Raw genomic sequence first — 18364 nt, 5'->3', positions numbered from 1 at the left:
TGTCGTCGTAGGTTCCGTCCGTGCCCTCGAAACCGCTGCTCGACGTCGTGATCATCCACCACCCTGACGACAAGCGGGGCGCCGCTGTCGTCGAGCAGTTGCTGGAGCACTTCCACGGAGCCGCCTACGCGGGACTCGTGGGCGGGAGCGTGGAGGTCTATCCGCGGGCTGCAGCGTGGGACGCCACCGGCCAGCCACGAACAGCTCTGCTGAGCGTCAGCGATGATCCGTCGACGGCCGCAGAATTCACCGCAGTGCTGCCTGTCTACTCACGTCACCTGTACAGCGACGCCAGAGTCGATGGCCCGTGGACGTCATACCTGTCAGCCGTCGCCCAACTTCAGGCCGAGAATCCAGAGCAGGTCCTCCTGGCCCCCATATGCCCCGCTAGCCTAGGAAGCCCGCCCGGGGGCCTCGGACGCCTACCGCAGCAACACATCCGTCACACTGACGGCGTCCACCTCCGGCGCGAGGTGAGCCAGATGCTCACGCAATGGCTACGTCGCACTCGCAATGCCGACGCGAAGCCGGTGAGCGTCTTCGTCAGCCACGCGAAGGCTGACATGCGCTCCGCCTCCGACGACGCCGTGACGGCTGTACGCTCTGCCCTCGGCGACTCCCACCTCAATTTCTTCTTCGATGCCGTCGACATCCAGCCGGCGGAGAATTGGAAGGAGCGCTTGACGAAGGCCGCGGAGGCCGACGCCATGCTCATCGTGAGGACTGACCACTACGCTACTCGCGAATGGACTCTCACGGAGGCGTCGATCGCGAAGACTGCGGACAAGCCGGTTGTCGCACTCCTCGCACAGAGACACGGAGAGCCCAGGGGTTCCTTCCTCCTCGACAACGTGCCGACCGTGCCCTACACAGGGCAGGAGAGCGTCCGCACGGCTCTCCTACGATTGGTTGACGAGTGCCTGAAGCACGCACTGTGGCGCGCGCAGACCCAGTTTACTGACAACGGTACTGACGTATGGACGCCCGCACGCGCTCCCGAGCCGCTGACTCTCGCAAGAAGACTCGGAGACGCTGGGGGCGCCTCTCCGAAGGCGCTCACGATTGTTCACCCCGATCCCCCGTTGACGGACACCGAGCTCCTCGAGCTCGCTGCCTTGGCGCGCGGCCGTGGAGTCACGGGCGCCTTCACCGTGAATACGCCTCGCACAGCCGCGACCTCTCCCGATCAGGGGCGTGCCGATGGATCGCCCGCCGCCTGGCTCGGCCGGTTGACCCTGTCGGTCTCGAACAGCGCCGACCTGTCGCGGCTTGGATTGACTGAGAAGCACCTTGAACTGCTCGTGGCCGAGGTCAGTCGCGCCGTGCTGCTCGCAGGAGCTGGCCTCGCCTACGGAGGGCGCCTCTCACCGCGGGGCTTCACCGACGTCATCTGCGATGAGGTGGAGCGTTCAGGACGCGAAGCGGCGGTCGGGGGCGTGTCCGAGCCGTTGGTCCTGACGGTTCCCCTGCCGGGTCATCAACGCATGCAGCCTCAAGCGCTCGACGCACTTCTGGACCGGGTCGCTTCGTACGGCCGTATCGAGCTGATCGGGCAGGACGGGCGTCTCGTGCAGGCGCCCGAGAACGCGGACTGGGCGCCGACGGCCGTAGGGGCGGCACTCACCGCCATGCGTCTGCGGACTACTGAGGCCGGCAGCTTGCGGCTACTCGTCGGCGGGAGGCTGCGTGGCTTTACCGGCAGCTTGCCCGGCGTGGTCGAGGAAGCCATCGCGACCATCGATGCCGGACAACCGCTGTACGTGGCCGCCGGCTTCGGAGGGGCGGCGGCCTTCGTGGCTCGTGAGCTAGAAATCGACGACCTCCTCTGGGCGCCTGGGGCCAACTTCCCTTCAGGCGCTCTCGACGACACGCTCGCGCTCAGCCGAGAGAAGCTGCGCAAGCGACGCAACCGTCTCGCTCCCGACGGCTTGTCACCCGAGGACCGAGCACTGCTGATGCGTTCTCACCGCCCAGGGGACATCGGTCTGGTCATGGGGCGCGTGATCTCCCGCCTGCAAGGGCGCGACCTCGAGCGGGCTCAGGGTGAGTCGGGCATCGAGGAAGTTGGAACTACTCGATGACGACCAGCTCGTCCCGCGCCCGCGTCGCGGCGACGTACGTCGTCGATCGGTCCCGCAATTCGGCGTCCGCGCGCTCGGCGTCGTCGAGCCGGGCCCACGCCTGCTCCATCCAGGCCGCCGGCCCGCCGTCGAAGAGCACGACCCGGGAGAACTCCAGGCCCTTCGACCGCTGCCGCGTCATGACGAGCACGCGGTCGCTCGGCGGCACGTCGCGGTCGACGGCGTGGGCCCTGACCCGACGCTCACCCAGCGCTCTCGCCACCGTCGTCCGTGTCCTGCCGTCGCGGACGAGCACGGCGATGGTGCGGGCGCGGACCCCCTGCTCCAGCCAGCCGCGGACGGCCGTGGCCGTCTCCTCCAGCTGGGCACCGAGGCCTCCCGCCTGCACGACGCGCGGCGCGGGCCCGCTCCGTGCGGAGCGGTACAGCGAGGACTCGCCGCCGCCCTCGAGGTCCTCGTACTGGCCGCCCTCGAGCACGCCCATCGCGTACCGGAGGTTCTGCGCCGTCGTCCGGTAGTTGAGCGTCAGCCGGCGCGACCGCCCGACGATGTTGATGCCGAAGCGGCTCAACGTGAGCTTCGGCCCGTAGATGCGCTGGTGCGAGTCCTCGGCGATGAAGAGGTCGTCCTGGCCGGCCGCCACGCACGCCCGCAAGAGCTGCCAGTGCGCCGGCTGCAGGTCCTGGCCCTCGTCGACGAGCACGTGGTCGACGACGGGACCGGTTCGCTCGAGCTGGGTCGCGGCGACGGCGGCGGTCTCGCCGAAGTCGAGCTGACCGCTCATCCGGCCCTGTGTCCGGTAGGCCTCGACGAGCGCCCACACCTGCCGGCGTCGCGCGCGGTCGAGCGCCGTCCCCCGGCCCGGGCGCCGCACGCGGAGGTACCCGGCCTCGTCGGTGATGCGGTGCGGCAGGACGACGGTCGCGTACTCCGCCGCCATGAACGACTCGTGGGCGATGCTCGGCGGCAGGTCCGTGCTCGTCGACGCGAGCACGTCCCGCCAGCGGGAGTCCGGGGACCGACCCTGGAGGTCTCCGTACCCCTCGCCGAGCACCTCGGCGGCGGCCGCACGACCGCCGTCCGGCGCGTTGCCCAGCACCTGGTAGGCGACCCGGTCCACGCCCAGCGTCGCGACGCCGACGTCCCCCAGGCGGCTGGAGCGGCGCACCGACGGATCCAGCGCGACGAGGGACGACTCCAGCGAGGCGGCGAGATTGCGGGTGTACGTCGTCACGAGGATGCGCGCGGACGGCGCGCGCCGTGCCAGCGCGCGGGCCCGGTGCACGACGACGACGGTCTTCCCGGTCCCCGCGCCACCGGAGAGCCGGAAGGCGCCGTTGGTGCTCTTGTCCACCCACTGCCGCTGGTTGGGGTGGAGGAAGACCCGCCAGGCCTCGAAGTCCTCCTGCTCGATGACCCGGCGCAGCTCCTCGTCGTCCTCGATGATCGTGAACTGCGCCTTGGACGCCGGCCGCGACAGCGAGGCGATGACGTCGGCGTCGGCGTCCCCCGTGCTCGAGGACGGCTCGAGGCCCATGGACTCGACGACGTCCTCGGCGCTCGCGCCCGTGGCGAGGTCGAGCAGCATGAGCCCGAGCCAGCCCTCGTGCCGCTCGACGAGGGCCTGCAGCTCCTCGTCGTCGGCGGACAGGGCCGCCTCCGCGACGTCCGCTGGGACGCCGAGGCGGCCGGTCAGCTGCTCGAGGGTCACGCCGCTCGTCCGCAGTGGAGGCGGCGCGGGCGCCCGGACGAGCACCGGCTCGGGCAATGTGTCGTCAGCGGGCGGCTGAGCGGGAGGCGGCTGAGCGGCAGGCTCACCGGCCGGAGGAGCCAAGGCCGGCATTTCCGACGTCGTCGCCGGCTCGACAGGGGGCGCTGAGGCCGGCGTGGCCGCGACCGGCTCGACCTCGGCGAAGCTCGGCAGCCCGTTGACCGGGTTCACCGACAGCCGCAGCCGCTTCGCCAGGGCGATCGCGTCGTCGTGCATGTAGATGCCGTGGATGACGTAGTGCGGCTCGCCGCCGGCGTCCAGGCGGAACATGACGGCCCGGTAGGCCTGGTCGACGCGGCCGGTGCGCACGCGCGGGTCGGCCGACTGCTGGATCGGCTCGACGTGGAGACCCGGCGCCGCGTCGTTCTCCTGCAGCTTCTCGAGGAAGGCGAAGGCCCTCGACCGGACGGAGCCGTCGAGCTTCGTCGCCCTCGCCGACGACGCCATGACGATCGTGGCCATCAGCTCTCCCCCTTCGTCGCGCCGGCGTCCGGCAGTGCCGCGACGACCTCGTCGACGTCGGCGGCCACGATGGTCCACCCGGCCACCGACAACGCGGCCCGGTCCTCTTCGGCCAGCTCGAGGACCTCCACGGCGAGCCGCGCCTCCGGCCACGAGAGGTCGACCGGGATGCCGTCGACGGCCTCCTGGCCCATCGCCGGTACCTCGACGCCACGCTCGGCGAGCGCCCGCAGGAGGTCGCGCTCGTCGTCGGACGTCGCCTCGGCGTAGGCGGCCTGGTACTCCACCGACAGGTCCGGCGCCGGTGCCGCGACGTCGGTGACCGGGGATGCCGCCGCTGTCGGAGCGGACGTCCGCACCCGGCTCAGCGTCGTGACGACCGTCGGCCAGTCCCGCAGCCCCAGGTGGTTCGACAGACGCAGCCACTGCCGCCACGCGTCGGCGTGGTCGGCGTCGAGCGAGGCGTCCCGGTCGTCGAGGACGACGGCCACGGACAGCCCTGCGGGCACCTGCTCGACCGCGACGGCGAGCGCACCCAGCGCGCAGAGCCGCACCGACCGACCCCCTGCGGCGGCGGTGTCGCCGTCGAGGACCCCGGCCGCCGCGGCCGCGAGCGGGAGGCCGTCGGCCAGCGTGGCCGTGGTCGCCTGCCGCGCGAGGAACATCGGCACGGCCCGTGCGACGCGGGCCCGCTCGGCGGGGTCCGGGCCCGCGACCCAGTCGACCAGCCCGTCGACGAGCGGTCGTGCCAGCCGCGCGTACGCCGCGGGCGACGCCGCGAAGGCGGACTTCCCGATGAGCGCGGACTTCACGCCCTCGTCCCACCACGACGGCGCGGGCGCCGTCCACCCCGGCTCCGCGGCGGCCCGCTCGGCCGCAGTGACGTCGTCCGCCGAGACGCCGAGCGCGAGGTACCCGTTCTCGCGCAGCACCTCACGCTTCGTCGCGTCGTCCGCCAGCCGGTTGTGCTGGACCGTCGCGTGGTACCGCCGGCCGTCGACGAAGATCGCCGTCCGCGGCACCGCGGTGTCGGTCGACTCCAGCAGGAAGTCAGGCTTCGACCCCAGCAGGTTCACCTGCGGCCGCAGGCTCCACTGCCGCGGCGAGCCGGGCAGCGTGAACCAGACCGTGTTGCCCCAGGCGCCCGGCGTCTCGCTGACCTTGGCGCCGGCCGTCTCCAGCCGGTCGACGAGGACGCTGCGGAAGCGCTGCTCGAGGTGCGACTCCGGGTCCACCGGCGGCGGCTTCTCAACCGTCTCCCAACTCGTCCCGTCGGCGCTCTCGGCGTCCTCGTCCAGTCCGAGCAGCCGGCGCAGGTGCCGCTCGGCGGCGGCGCGGGAGACCGAGTCGGCCGAGCCACGGACGAAGGGCAGCAGGCAGCGGTGGCAGGCGAGCCGCTCCTCGTGCCGGCACTCGCACGTCCGGACGACGTCCCAGGCGGCGACGAGCAGCGCCCGTAGCTGCTCGGGTCCAGCGAGCTCGGCGAGGTACCCCGTGCCACCCGGCACGACGTCGTGCACGAGCAGCGCGTCGGCGTTGTCGGTGCCGTCCGTGAGCACCGGGTCGACGACGCGCTCGACCTGCAGGTGGTCGGGGTGCCCGCCGTGCTGCTCGCGCAGGCCCAGGAGGACGGCCGCGGACAGGCTCGGCACGGCGAAGGGGTCGCCGATGGTCACAGCGGCCGGCAGCCGCAGCACGAGCCCCTGGGTCCGCAGGGTCCGCGACAGTGCGACGGCGACGACCTGCTCCTCGGCGGCGCGTCGGTACGGGCACCACGGCCGGTGCTCGTGCGGCTTGTTGACGCCCGTCTCGCTGTCGAGCTTGCCGCAGCCGGCGCAGACCCGGAACAGCGCGACGCCACGGCGCTCGCCGGAGATCTGCCGCTCGCCGCCCTGGCTCGGCACCCCGGCGTTGAGCCACCGAAGGACCACGCGACGCAGGTAGGTGCAGCCGAAACCGGAGCCCGCCGCGCCCTCGCCGAGGTACCACTCGCGCACGGCCTCGCCGCGGTCGAGGTCCGCGGCGACGAAGACCTGGAAGGGCGCCTGGGTGCGGTCGTCGCGCCGGTCGCTGATGAGCGCCTCGTCGCGCCGGACCTCGGCGGTCACGTGCGCCATCTCCACGACGCCGAGCCGCTGGCCGGTGTCGGCGATGGCCGTCGACCCGCAGCGTGGGCACGACGCCGGCGCGGGCGATCCGCTGCCCTCGCCGACGTCGGTGGCGTAGCCGCAGTCGGGGCAGAAGACCCACGGCCGCACCTCCGCGCCGTCGGCGCCCAGGTCGACCGCGTCGACGGCGATCTCGAGGCCGCGCGCGTAGAAGGTCGCCCCGGGCGCCATCTCACGGATGGCCTGCGCGGACGCTCGCTCGATCGAGGCGTGGTCGGTCGCGTAGTCGCCGGTGTCGGGATTCATCCAGCTGATGCCGACGTCGAGCGTCACGGTGTCGTCGAGCAGCGTGTAGTTCGGCAGCACGCCGTGCTCCTCGAGCACGCCGATCCAGTAGTCGACGGCCGTGAGCTGGGCGAGGCGCCCGGCCGTCATCCGCCGCCCGGTCCGCGCCGAGCGCAGCGCCTGCTCGTCGTCGTCGGTCTTCGTCGGCGACTCGACCTTGGCCTGCAGCTCGGGGAGCACGGCGTCGACGGCCTCGATCCGGTGCCGCAGCTGCTCGACGGTGCGCTGCCACCGCGTGCTGGCGTCGTGCAGGTGCGCGGCGAGCGGGCTCGTGCCGGGTCCGGCGACCGGCCGGGCCCACTCCCGCAGGCCGTCGCTCACGGCGTCGGGCAGGCCGCCGCCGAAGCCGGCGACGAAGCGCTCGGCCAGGTCGGGGTCGCCCTCGGCGCGGGCGATGACGGCACCGAGGTAGCTGCCCAGCTCCGCCGAGCCGATGGCGTCCTTCGGGCCCTGCGGGTGCGGGGCACCGGCGTCGCGGGCCAGCTCGTCGGCGACGGACGCCGTGTACTGGCGCCGCAGGATCTCCTCGGCCCCGAGGTAGGTGGCGGGCGGACGAACCGCGCCGTTGATGACCGACAACGGGTCGCCCAGCTTGGGCAGGTGCTCGCCGCGGCCGGTGACGTAGGCGAGCGTCAGCGCGTTGCCGGTGAGGCGCCCGGCGCGTCCGACCCGCTGCACGTAGGAGGCGACCGTCCGCGGCAGCGAGGCGAGGAAGACGGCGGAGAGGTCACCGATGTCGATGCCCATCTCGAGCGTCGGCGTCGCCACCAGCACGTTGGGCGCCTGCGGGTCGTCCTGGGCGCTCTTGAAGCCCTCCTCGTACTCCAGCCGTCGCTCGTCCTCGAGCAGGCTCGTGTGCTCGCGGGCGACGACGCGCCGCATGTCCGGCGACGCGTAGAGGTCCCGGTAGAAGCCCGGCTCGACGGGCGAGGGCGCCAGGTGGCCGGAGCAGCGCTGCACCGTGCACGGCGCCCCGGCGAGCTGCTCGACGACCGTCCGCGTGCCCGGTGTCAGCGCGTGGCAGACGTCGCAGGCGAGCTGGTGGTGCCCCGCCCGCAGGTCGTGCTCGGTGGTCGGGTGGACGACGACGGACGACGACGGCAGCGCGTAGACCAGCGCCCCGCTGTCGGACTTCGTCGCGGTGAGCACCTCGTCCCTGGCCAACCGCTCGAGCAGCAGCTTGGCGAGGAGCCCGCCGTCGGCCGGGTTGACCCCGAGGACCCGCGACGTCCAGACGGCGTACCAGGACTGCGGCGAGGTCACCGGGTCGAGCTCGGACCGCTTCGGCGCGACGCCTCCTCCGACACGGGGGTAGCCGGGCGCGGGGCGACCGACGGGGAAGGCGGGCATGCCGTCCTGGCGCGGCCGGGCGAACCAGATGGACCGGCGGGTGCCGTCCTCCTTCTGGTAGGTCGCGAACCACGGGTGCTCGATCGCCCCCTGCGCGCGCATCCGGTCGAGGACGCCGCGGACCCACGCGACGAGCGCGGCCTCGTCGGTGGAGCCGGCGCCGAGCCCGTCGAACGTCGGCTGCACCTCCACGCCCTGCAGCACCGCACGGGCCGAGCCCACGAGCCGGGACGGCGCACCGGCGTCGACCTCCGCGGCGACGGTGCCGGTGAGCTCCAGCGTGCGACCCGTGCGCGAGTTGAGGCCGAGCTCCATCACCGCGTCGAAGGCCAGGCGCCGCTGAACCCGGCGGCGCACCGACGTCGGCACGTCGTTCCAGGTCGGCTTCTTCCAGAAGGGGACGAAGGAGATCTCGCGGTCCGCGCAGTCGGGCGGCAGCAGCCGGTACCGCGCGAAGGAGTCGTCGCCGGCGCGGCGCAGCACCTCGGTGACGAGCTCGTCGAGGTTCCGCGGCCCGTCGGCGACGGCCTCGCGCAGGACGGCGCGCAGCGTCAGCGTGTGCGAGCGCGCCTGGACGAAGCCGGCCCGGTGGGCCGCGTCCTGCACGGAGTCGGTGAAGACGAGAGCCTTCTTCTCCCGCCGGTCGAGCGCGCCCGAGCCGAAGAGCGTCGACAGCGAGACCGACAGCAGCGTCGCGATGGCGCTGCCGAGGAAGCGGATGCCGTCGGCCTTGCCGCACGAGGGACAGACGTCGTCCTTGCCCTCCTTGTCGGCGTCCTTGCCCGTCAGCGTGAGGACGGGCAGCACCCAGCCCTCGCGCACCTCGTCGTCCTCGTCGTCGGGGCGGGTGGTCAGCACCTCGCGGCCGCGGACGGACAGCCAGCGCAGCCCCTCGACCGTCTCCCCCGCCGCGGCACGCGTGTCCTCGTCGACGGCGGCGAGGAAGGGGCGGAAGCGGCCCTCGCGGCGGGCGTGGTTGCGGCGGACCGAGCCGTCGTCGGTGGTGAGGCTCTGCCCGGTCGGGGCGAGCTCGTGGCCCCAGCCCGAGCGCCCGCAGTGGCGGCAATAGATCGCCGGCCAGGAGGGCCGGGCCTGCTGCGCGCCGTCGTCGGCGACGGGCGGCCCGTCGTCACCCCACCGGAAGGTCGTGGCAGCGTCCGCGGCCCGGTCGATGCGGGTGAGCTCGCGCACCCACAGGTGCAGGTCCACGGACAACGCCTCGCGCCCGCAGACGGCGCGGACGTGTCCGAGCATCCCGATGACGGCGGCGAGCACGCGGGTCCACGCCTCGGAGCGGCCGGCCGTCCGGGCCGCCAGCGCGCCGCTCTCCCCGAGCACGACATCGACGAGCGCGTCGAGCGACACGGCGTCACGGGCGGCCTCGGCGAGAACCCGGACGAGCGGGTGCGCCTGCGTGAGGGCAAGGAGCGCCGACGGCGAGAGCGACGCACCAGGGGCGCCGCCGGGGTCGAGCGGCTCGTCGTAGAGATGACGCAGCACCGTACGGGCGAGGTCGGCGCCGTCGGGGTCCGGCCCGAGGTCGTCCAGCGCGGCGACCACGCGGTGGACGTCGAGAGCGGTGGCCTCGACGACGCCGCCGACGCTGTCGGGCTTCGGACCAGCCCACTCCTCGAGCGAGAAGCGCGACTCCGTCACGACGGCGTCGTCGCCGAAGGGCTCGCCGAAGACGCGCTCGGCGAAGCCGAGCATCGCGGTCGGGTCCCCGCCGTCGCCGAGGGTCGCCGACGTGGCGACGGGCGTCACCCGGCCGAGCGGACGGGCGCGGTCCTCGGCGGTGACCGAGGGCTCGTCGTCGGTCCAGTGGCTCTTGAGGGTGAGCCCGAGGCGACGGAGCAGCATGGCGACGTCGGTGCCCTGGGCGCCGTCGTAGGTGTGGAACTCGTCGAGGACGAGGTACTGCAGGCTCGTGGCGCTCTGCTGCCAGATCCGCTGGTCGCGCTCCCGCAGGAGCATCTGGTCGAGCATCTTGTAGTTCGTCAGGACGATGTCCGGCGCCTCGCTGCGGATGACGTCCCGGTCGGTGATGAGCCCCTCGGCGCTGACGAGAGTGCGCGACGGCCCGGCCTGCCCCGTGTACAGCGCGGCCGTGACGCCGGACAGCTCGGGGTGGTCGGTGAGGATGCCGGCGAGACGCCGCGCCTGGTCGTTGGCGAGGGCGTTCATCGGGTAGAGGACGAGCGCCTTCATGCCGCGGACGCCGGCGCGCCGGGCCCGGAGCACGTGGTCGAGCACCGGGTAGAGGAAGGCCTCGGTCTTCCCGGAGCCGGTACCCGTGGTGACGAGTGTCGGCTCGGGGCGCCGCGGCTGGCCGGCGCGCTGCGACGCGAGACGGCGGAAGGCCTCGGCCTGGTGTCCGTAAGGAGGGAAGCCCTTGTGCCACTCCAGTGCCTCGCGCCAGCTCTCGTCGGCGGGCTTGAAGGGCAAGCGCAGCCGCACGTACGGCCCCTTGAAGATGCCGGACGCGTCGTCGGCGAGGAAGCGGTCGAGGGCGTCCTCCGCATCGACGTCGGTGAGCGCAAAGGTCGTCGTCAGGTAGTCGAGCACGTGCCGCTGGACGGCGGCCGCCTGGACCGGCGGGAGCAGCTCGGTCACGCAACGCCCTCCAGGTAGTCCCGCGTCACGAGCGCTCCGCCAGCAGCCGGGAGAAGTGCGCGTGAGCGACGCGCATGTCCTCCTCGCGGTCGTACGTCACGAAGGGCAGCTCGTAGGTGTAGGCGACGCCGCTACCGGGGTGCACGGCGGTCCGCTCCGCTTCGGTGACGCGGTCCCCCTTGGCGCGCCAGGCGACGAGAACGCTGTTCGGGACCAGGCGGCCGTTGGCGTCGTAGAAGTAGGCCTTCCGGTCGTAGCCGTGCAGGACCGGAAACTGGGTCCGGTAGACGGTGCACAGTTGATCCGCTGTGACGCCGAGCAGGACCGCGACAATGGCATCAATCTCCACCTGAGCTTGGCGTCGGTCGACGGCGCGACGCAAGGGCGCCCCTCGGCCCCACGCCGCCTCCATATCGCCGATAGGTACATGACAGCGTCCCTCATTCGCCCACGAATCGCCGTTGTAGGCTCCCGCGGCGCGCCAAAGGTCGGCGTAGGCATCGGTGACAGCATTGAGCCGCAGGGCGCGGATTTCTAGCGACTTGCTTAGCGGGCCCTGCGCAGGAATGGCGAGCCGTGCGACCGCCCCGGGCAAGATATCGTTCTTCGGTGTCATGCGGACGACGGCGTCGCTGACTATGGCACTAGCCACCGCGGCGCACTGCAGCAGTAGACCAGCATCGCGCGCCTCCGGAAAAGCCAAGGAGGTAACAGTCTGCACGTGGCTTGCCCCCGGCGGCAGAATGGCCGATATTAATGTTCTCTCTCCAGTATTCGCGGCCATGCGACGCCACGACAGCCGATAATGGTCTCGGGCGGCCACGGGGTCAGCACCCCAGTGCGTGTATGAAAAGTCGTAGCGGTCCCGACTACCGGCAGGCTTGTACGCCGTCACCGGCACCGCATCTGGCGCCAGTGCCTCAAAGTCAGTCGTCGACCAGTCCTTATTGCTCCGCATAGTCTTGTTCGGCATCTTGTACAGCGGCGTACTGACGAAGAGGTGCGGTCCCTGCAAGATGACGTCATCCCAGGTCCTCGGCGCCCCCCAGGACGACTCGAACAGGCCCTTACGACGATCGGTCGTCTCGTTCCAGCCCCGGCAGACCTGCGGCGAGAGCGATGCGATGCGACGACTCTGCGCGACGACATCCATCACGTCGGCTGCCGCGCGATTTACGGCGAAAACAGTCGGGGTCTGCTGCACGGGAGCCTCACCGACACCAAGAAGTTCGCGCCAAGTGCTGAGCGTTTTGCCGTCTACCAGCGTTATGCGGCCGAGGTGTGGTCGAAGATCCCAGTTGCCGTGCTCATCTTTGAGGCCGGGCTCGGCACCCGTACCGTCATGGCGTTGCGATCGACCGACGGTGTCCGGGTGATAGAGCCAGCATGCCTGCTGAAAGCGAATGAAGTCGCGCCGATGGGCGTGCACAGTGACGCCGTACTGGATGAGGTTGTGCACGTCCGAGAAGAGGTCGACTTCGTTGATGAAGTGCCAGTGACGCCGCAGGCGATGGTACGTCTCCGCACGGAAGGCGCCGGCCTTTTCATCCGTGAAGTGCGACTCGAGGTGAATCAGTCCCTGCGTGCCTCGCCGGGAAGCATGGCGCCAGGATTGGGTAATGAAGCAGCGGTAGAGATCTGGGCGCAGGGCCGCCAGGTGCGGATACTGCTGAAGAGCGCCGACGAAGGAGCCGGTGACCACGGGCGTTGTCGTACCGCTTATCAGCAATTCAATCGCACCTTCGAGGGTCAACGCCTCCGCCCGCTTATCCGCCCGCCGGCCCTCCGACGGCATGACCTCCAACTTCCACCACGGGTCGATCTCGGCGAGCAAGGCGTCGACGTCGGTTTCGGGCCGCACCCACGGCGGGTTACCTACTTGCAGATCGAAGCCCCCGCGGGCGAAGACGGGCGCGAAGTCAAGGTCCCAATGGAAGAAGCCCTGCTCCTCGGCGACGGCCGCGCACACCTCCAGCCACGGGTGTTTCGCCGTCACCGTGTCGACGCTCGCGGCGCCGGCGAAGGACAGCTCCAGCGGCTCGTGCGTGTCGAGCTCGTCCCACGACGCGTCACCGACGAGGTCGAGCTGCCCGGCGTCGCGCCGCTTGGCGGTGTCCTTGCCCGTCGTGCCGAGCAGCATCCGCAGCGCGTCGATCCACTGGTCCAGCGACGGCGGCGCGATCCGCGTCACCGTGCCGTCCTCGGCGGTCCGCGTCGTCAGCGTGTCGGTGAGCGGCCAGAACCACAGCCCGCACCAGGCGTCCATGACGCGCCGCAGGCGCTGGTACGCCCCTTCGGCGTCGGCGAGCGCGGCCTCGATCTGCTCACGCTGCACCGCCCCACCGGACGGCAGGTCGTCCATGCCCCACACCGGGATGGCACGGCGGATCTCCTGCTCGGCGACCTCCAGACGCCGCAGCGCGATCTGCCACAGCACCTCGACGCGCGCCGACAGGTCGAGCAGTGCAGTGACCTGCGCCGTCGTCGGCTTCCGCTTCAGGCCCTTGCGCCACGTCTTGAGGCGGTCCACCGCCTCGGGCGCCAACGCCTTCGCCTCCTTGGCGTCGACCGCGGAGCCCCATCCGTCGGCGGGGAGGAGGAAGTGGTGGATCTTCCCGGTGACGTCCGTCCCGACGCGGCCGGCGGCCATGTCGTCCGCCAGGCTGCTCAGCGGTACGTCGTCGGGCACCACCGAGTGCCAGCTGCCGTCCTTGACCGAGTCGCGGCGGAACACCGCCCGCCGGGCGCCGATGAGCGAGTTACCCCGTCGCAGGTGCAAGCCGAACCACGGGGCGTCGAGGCCCTCGACCATCGTGTCGAGCCACAAGGAGATCTCCGCGAGCTCGACCGCGGTCGCGTTGAGGTCGACGCCGTAGACGTTGTGCAGCGCGAGGTAGGCCTTCACCTCTTGCAGCCGGCGCGGGTACTCGTCCGGGTCGATGCGCTGACCCAGCTCGTCCTGCCGCCGGGTGAGGTACTGCTCGGCGAGCTGCCGCACCGCCTCGATGGCGAAGGCGCCCGAGCCGAGCGCCGGCTCGCAGACGCTGAGGCCGAGGACGTCGGCCGCCGGCGTCGTCTCGCCGTCCTGGTCGAGCAGCTCCTCCAGCGCCTGACCGACGGTGAAGCGGGTCAGCACCTCCGGCGTGTAGTACGACGCGGACTGCTGGCGGTCGCGCCCCGACAGCCGGAAGACGAAGGTGCCCTTGCGGTGCACCACCGGCTGCAGCTCGTGGCTCTGCGGGTCCTCGCGACGGACGAAGTCCTCGGGGCGCAGACCCTCGGCGCGCTCGGAGGGCACGACCCACGAGCCCTTGCTCGCGTCTCCGCCCTTGGCGACCTCGTAGAGGTCCTCCTCGGCGAAGAAGCCGGTGTAGGACATGAGGCCCTCGTACACGGCGCCGAGCTGGTTGATGCCGAGCTCGGCGTAGGAGATGAAGCCGCGGTCGCGGCCCCGGCTCTCCTTGCTCAGGAGCAGGTGGCCGAGGACCTGCTGCAGCGCGCCGTTGCCGAGACCGACCTCGTCGATGAGCGCAACCGCCTCGGGGCGGAAGAGGTCGGCCCGCAGCGGCTGGAAGGTCAGGCGGCCGTCGCTGCCCTCGTCCTCGTCCCCAGTCGGGGCGGGGGCGCCCGCGCCGCGGTCGACGACGCGGAAGAGCACGCCGAGCGACTCGTAGAGGTGCCGTCCGTGCTGCGCCCGGTCCTCGGTCAGCGTGACCTGCACGAGCTCGCGCAGCCGGTCGAGGCTGTAGCCCTGCGCGTACTCCGGCGCCCCGACGGGCAGCACGCCCAGCTCCGGCGACGCCTCGGCGTAGAGGAGGAAGAGGATCCGGTAGAGGTAGCGCAGCGACTGCTTGGCGAGCGGCTGAGCCTCGCTCTGCGGCAGCGGCTCGAGGCCCTGCGCGGCGCGGCGCCGGACCACCTCGTTGGCGATGATCTCGATGGACAGCCGCACGCCCTCGCGCAGGTCCTTCGAGACGCCGACGGTGTGCTTGACCGACTCCTCCAGTACGCCCGTCCACCACACGGCACCGTCGGGGTCGGGGCCGACGGAGTCCCCGGCGAGGCAGACGAGCGCTCGGTCCACCTCGCCGCCGACCTTGGTGTCGTTGCGCTCGCAGACGAGCTGGACGTCGACGGCGAGGTAGCGGCCCTCCGCCCAGCGCTCCTGCTCGGCGAGCACGGCCCAGCGGCCGGCGAGCACGAGGACGAAGCGCGGCGCCTCGGCGGAGACGAACAGTGCCGAGACGAGCCGGGCGGCCGACGTGTACGCGTCGCCGCTCTCGTCGAGCGCGTGCGGGGCGAGCAGCGTCTCGCCGTCCTTGGCGAGCAGCTCCTCGACCGTCTCGACCGGCGCGGCGCGGACGACGACGAGCGGTGCGGCGTCGGTCATGCCCGGCGTCGAGACGCGCAGCAGCGGGCCGTCCTCGACCACGTGCTTGCCGCCGCGCAGGCCGAGGACGTCGACGAGGTCCGCGTGGGCCTTCGCCGTCCGCTCGGCGCGGGTGGCGTCGTCCGCCGGCTCTGTCAGCTCGGCGAGCTGCACCTCGAGGCCGCCGCGGGCCGCACGGAAGCGCGAGCGCGGCGTCGGGCGCCCCTCCTTCTCCGCGGCGTCCCACTCCTTGCGCCGCCCCAGCACCTTCGCGAGGAAGGACTGGTTACGGGCGTCGCTGGCGAAGAAGTGCTCGGAGATCCACGCCTCGCCGACGACCAGTGCGTCGCTGGTGCTCATGCCGTCCGTCCCCCGCTGGTCCTGTGCTGCTGCCCGCCGTGCGCCCGGCTCACGCGCCCGTCTCCGGGACGACGACGAGCAGCGGACGCACGAGCTGCCGGTCGGGGCGCATCTCCTCGACGAGCTCGCGCTCGGTCTTCACCGAGCGCCGCCGGTCCTTGAGGTCGCCCCGCTGGATCAGGGCCCCGGCGTCCTCGTCCCACGCCTCCAGCCGGTGGACCCACGCCTCGACCCGTCGGCGGAGGTCCGGGAGGGCGCTGTCGGCGACGACCTCCATCTGCCGGCGGGCGTCGCGGACCGCCGGGGCGACGAGCGCCGTCAGCTGGGTCGCGTCGACGGCGCCGGGGTTGGTGCGGCGCGTCGTCCACCCGACCGCCGCGAGCGCGTCGCGGGCGGACTCGTGCGGCTCGACGAAGAGGGGCTCGGTGCCACCGGTCGGGAAGTGCGCCGTCAGCCACGCGGCGGTGACGACCTGCCCGCGCCGGTTGGTGAGCGTGCCGAGCAGCAGCACCGTCGGGGTCTCGACGTCGCCGCGGACGGCGAAGACCTGGTTGCGTCCGAGCGAGGCCAGCGCCTTGTCCGACGCCCACTCGAGCACCGGGTGCAGCGGGCCGAGGTAGTGCGCCTCCGGCCAGCTGGAGCCGACGGCGTCGGCCCGCGCCTCCGCAAGGGACTGGTCGCCGCGCTGGGGCGTCGTCGCCAGCACGAGCTTCTGCGTGACGCCGCGGTCGGCGAGGTAGGTCTGCGGGAGGACGTCGAGGCGGGCGACGAGGTCGCGCGGCGGCTCGAGCTCCGCGGCGCCGTGCTGGGGGAAGCGGCGCCAGGCGACGCCCCCGCGGGCGACGGGGTCCTCCGGCTTCGGGTACGCCGCGTGGAGCGCCTCGTCGAGGTACTCGTCGTCGCGGCCGTACAGGCCGGTCCCTGCCCGGGCCGCGGGGGCTGCGACGGGCGCGACGTCCCCGCCACCGAGGTCGTCCATAAGGGCGAGCAGGTCGTCGTCGGCGCGGGCGTCCTCCACGGTGCGGACGACGTCGTCGAGCCGCCGCCGGCCGGCGAGGACCTGGGTGATCGACTCCTCCTCCGCGGCGACGGAGTGCGCGCCCATGAGGGAGGCGGCGTCCCCGAGCGCACGGTGGGCCTCGTGCTCGCGCTCGACGAGCCGGGTGAGCACGCGGATGTCACCGGAGAAGCCCTCGCTGGACGGCTTGAGCGCCAGCGTGGTGATGCGCGGCGGGTGCTTCTGGCCGTACCGGTCGATGCGCCCGTTGCGCTGCTCGATCCGGATGAGGCTCCACGGGATGTCGTAGTGGACCAGCTCGTGGCACTGGGCGTGCAGGTTGACGCCCTCGGAGGCGACGTCGCCGGTCACGAGCACGCGCACCGGCGTCGCGGCCTGCTTGAAGGCCTCGACGACGCGCTGCTGCTCCTCGTCGGGGAGCCCGCCGTGGAGCACGTCGACGGCGTCGGCGGGCAGGCCTAGGTCCTTCACCAGCTTCTCCTGGAGCCAGCCGAGGGTGACAACCCGCTCCGCGAAGACGACGGCGCGCGTCGTCGAGCCCTTGCCGACGCCGGCGCTCCGCAGGTGCTTCACGAGGGCGTCGTACTTGGCCGAGGGCTGGTCGCGGGACGCCTCGGCGAGGGCTCGCAGCCGGTCGAGGGCGGCCCGCTCGGTATCCGCGGCGGCGCCGGCGCCGAGCCGGGCCCGGCGGTCGCGGATGCTCTGCAGGAGGGCGACCGGCGAGGAGAGGAAGGCCTTCGCCAGGGTCCACGGGAACAGCGAGGAGTTCTGGCCCGAGTACGGGCTGGACCCCTGCGGGTGCAGCCAGACCTCGTCGAGCTCACGCGCGACGGCGTCCTCCGCCGGGGCCGCGTCGACGAGGACGGTGTTCGGCTCCTGCCGCTCGGCCCAGTCGTTGCCGACGACCTGCGCCACCTCGTCGCTGTGACGGTGTCGGCGGACGACGAGACGGGCGACCTCGCCCTTGTCGAGCTCGCCGTCAGGGCGGACGGCCGTGGGGTCGAGCAGACGGACCAGCTCGGCGAAGGACTCGGCGCGACCGTTGTGGGGGGTCGCCGACGCGAGGACCAGCGCGTCGGTCTGCCGCGCGAGCGTCGTCGCCAGCTTGTTGTTCTTCGTCGCCGCGTTGGAGAGGTTGTGCGACTCGTCGATGACGACGGCGTCCCACCGCTGCTTGGACAGGTGCGCCACGTAGCGGTCGGACTTCAACGTGTCGATGGAGACGATGACGCGCTTGAAGTAGGTGAAGGGGTTGCGCGTCGCCGGCAGCATCTGCCGGATCCGCTGGATGCCGGCGGAGTCCAGCCGCACGAAGGGCAGCGCGAAGCGGGACCACATCTCGTGCTGCATCTGCTCGAGGACGTGCCGCGGCGTGACGATGAGGATGCGCTCGCCGCGTCCGCGCCGGACGAGCTCGGAGAGGATCATCCCGATCTCGATGGTCTTGCCGAGCCCGACGGCGTCCGCGAGAAGGATCCGCGGGCGGAGGTTGTTGGGATCGAGCGCGGTGCGGACCGCCGTCTCCTGGTAGCCGAGGGTGTCGGCCAGGGAGCGCAGCGAGACGTCGAGCGTCGTGTCCGCCAAGGGGACGGCGGTCTTGCGGACCGTCGACTCGAGCCACAGCCGCGCCGTCCGGTACTGCGGGCTGTCGTCCCCGACGACGACGGCGTCGGCGGGGTCGAGCACCCCTATGTCGTCGAGGGAGTCGTAGAAGACCGCCTCGGCGTCCCGGACCAGCTGGCCGAGGCCCTGGACTCGGACGAGCAGGCCCGTCGGCGTCTGCTCGGTGGCGCGGACGAGCCACTCCTCGTCGCGGACGACGACCACCGAGCCGGGCGCGATCGTGCGGGCGGCGTCGCGCTGCTGGGGTGTCGTCGGCTCCGTCAC

At 72.2% G+C, this 18364-nt stretch carries 5 protein-coding genes; 1 reads left to right on the top strand and 4 read right to left on the bottom strand.

The window, feature by feature from the left end; all coding sequences use genetic code 11:
- Positions 1-20 precede the first annotated feature (20 nt).
- Positions 21-2081 carry a TIR domain-containing protein gene (locus WDZ17_RS00070; protein ID WP_339573078.1) on the top strand — a complete coding sequence of 687 codons (2061 nt, stop codon included), beginning with the start codon at positions 21-23 and terminating at the stop codon, positions 2079-2081.
- On the opposite strand, the gene WDZ17_RS00065 is transcribed toward WDZ17_RS00070, so the two are convergent.
- The 4 genes from WDZ17_RS00065 to WDZ17_RS00050 are packed head-to-tail and all read right to left on the bottom strand — an operon-like array spanning position 2071 to position 18364.
- Positions 2071-4314, bottom strand: a complete 2244-nt coding sequence (locus WDZ17_RS00065; protein ID WP_339573077.1) for a UvrD-helicase domain-containing protein — start codon at positions 4312-4314, stop codon at positions 2071-2073. The two genes, WDZ17_RS00070 and WDZ17_RS00065, sit on opposite strands and share 11 nt — an antisense overlap.
- Entirely contained in the window at positions 4314-10730 is a 6417-nt protein-coding gene (locus tag WDZ17_RS00060) for a DEAD/DEAH box helicase (RefSeq protein WP_339573076.1), read from the bottom strand. The genes WDZ17_RS00065 and WDZ17_RS00060 overlap by 1 nt, the downstream gene beginning before the upstream one ends.
- Positions 10731-10755: 25 nt before the next feature.
- Positions 10756-15459, bottom strand: a complete 4704-nt coding sequence (locus WDZ17_RS00055; RefSeq protein ID WP_339573075.1) for a hypothetical protein — start codon at positions 15457-15459, stop codon at positions 10756-10758.
- A gap of 49 nt (positions 15460-15508) precedes the next feature.
- The gene (locus WDZ17_RS00050) at positions 15509-18364 is read right to left on the bottom strand and encodes a helicase-related protein (RefSeq protein WP_422631764.1); all 2856 of its coding nucleotides are present in this window, start codon (positions 18362-18364) and stop codon (positions 15509-15511) included.

Origin of the sequence: Pseudokineococcus basanitobsidens (assembly GCF_037482545.1) — a bacterium.
Classification (GTDB): domain Bacteria; phylum Actinomycetota; class Actinomycetes; order Actinomycetales; family Quadrisphaeraceae; genus Pseudokineococcus; species Pseudokineococcus basanitobsidens.
This window is presented reverse-complemented; position numbering and strand designations above follow the sequence as displayed.

Excerpts from the sequence above, each read along its gene's own strand:
- WDZ17_RS00065 (WP_339573077.1), bottom strand. The coding sequence starts at position 4,314 with ATGGCCACGATCGTCATGGCGTCGTCGGCGAGGGCGACGAAGCTCGAC.
- WDZ17_RS00055 (WP_339573075.1), bottom strand. The coding sequence starts at position 15,459 with ATGAGCACCAGCGACGCACTGGTCGTCGGCGAGGCGTGGATCTCCGAG.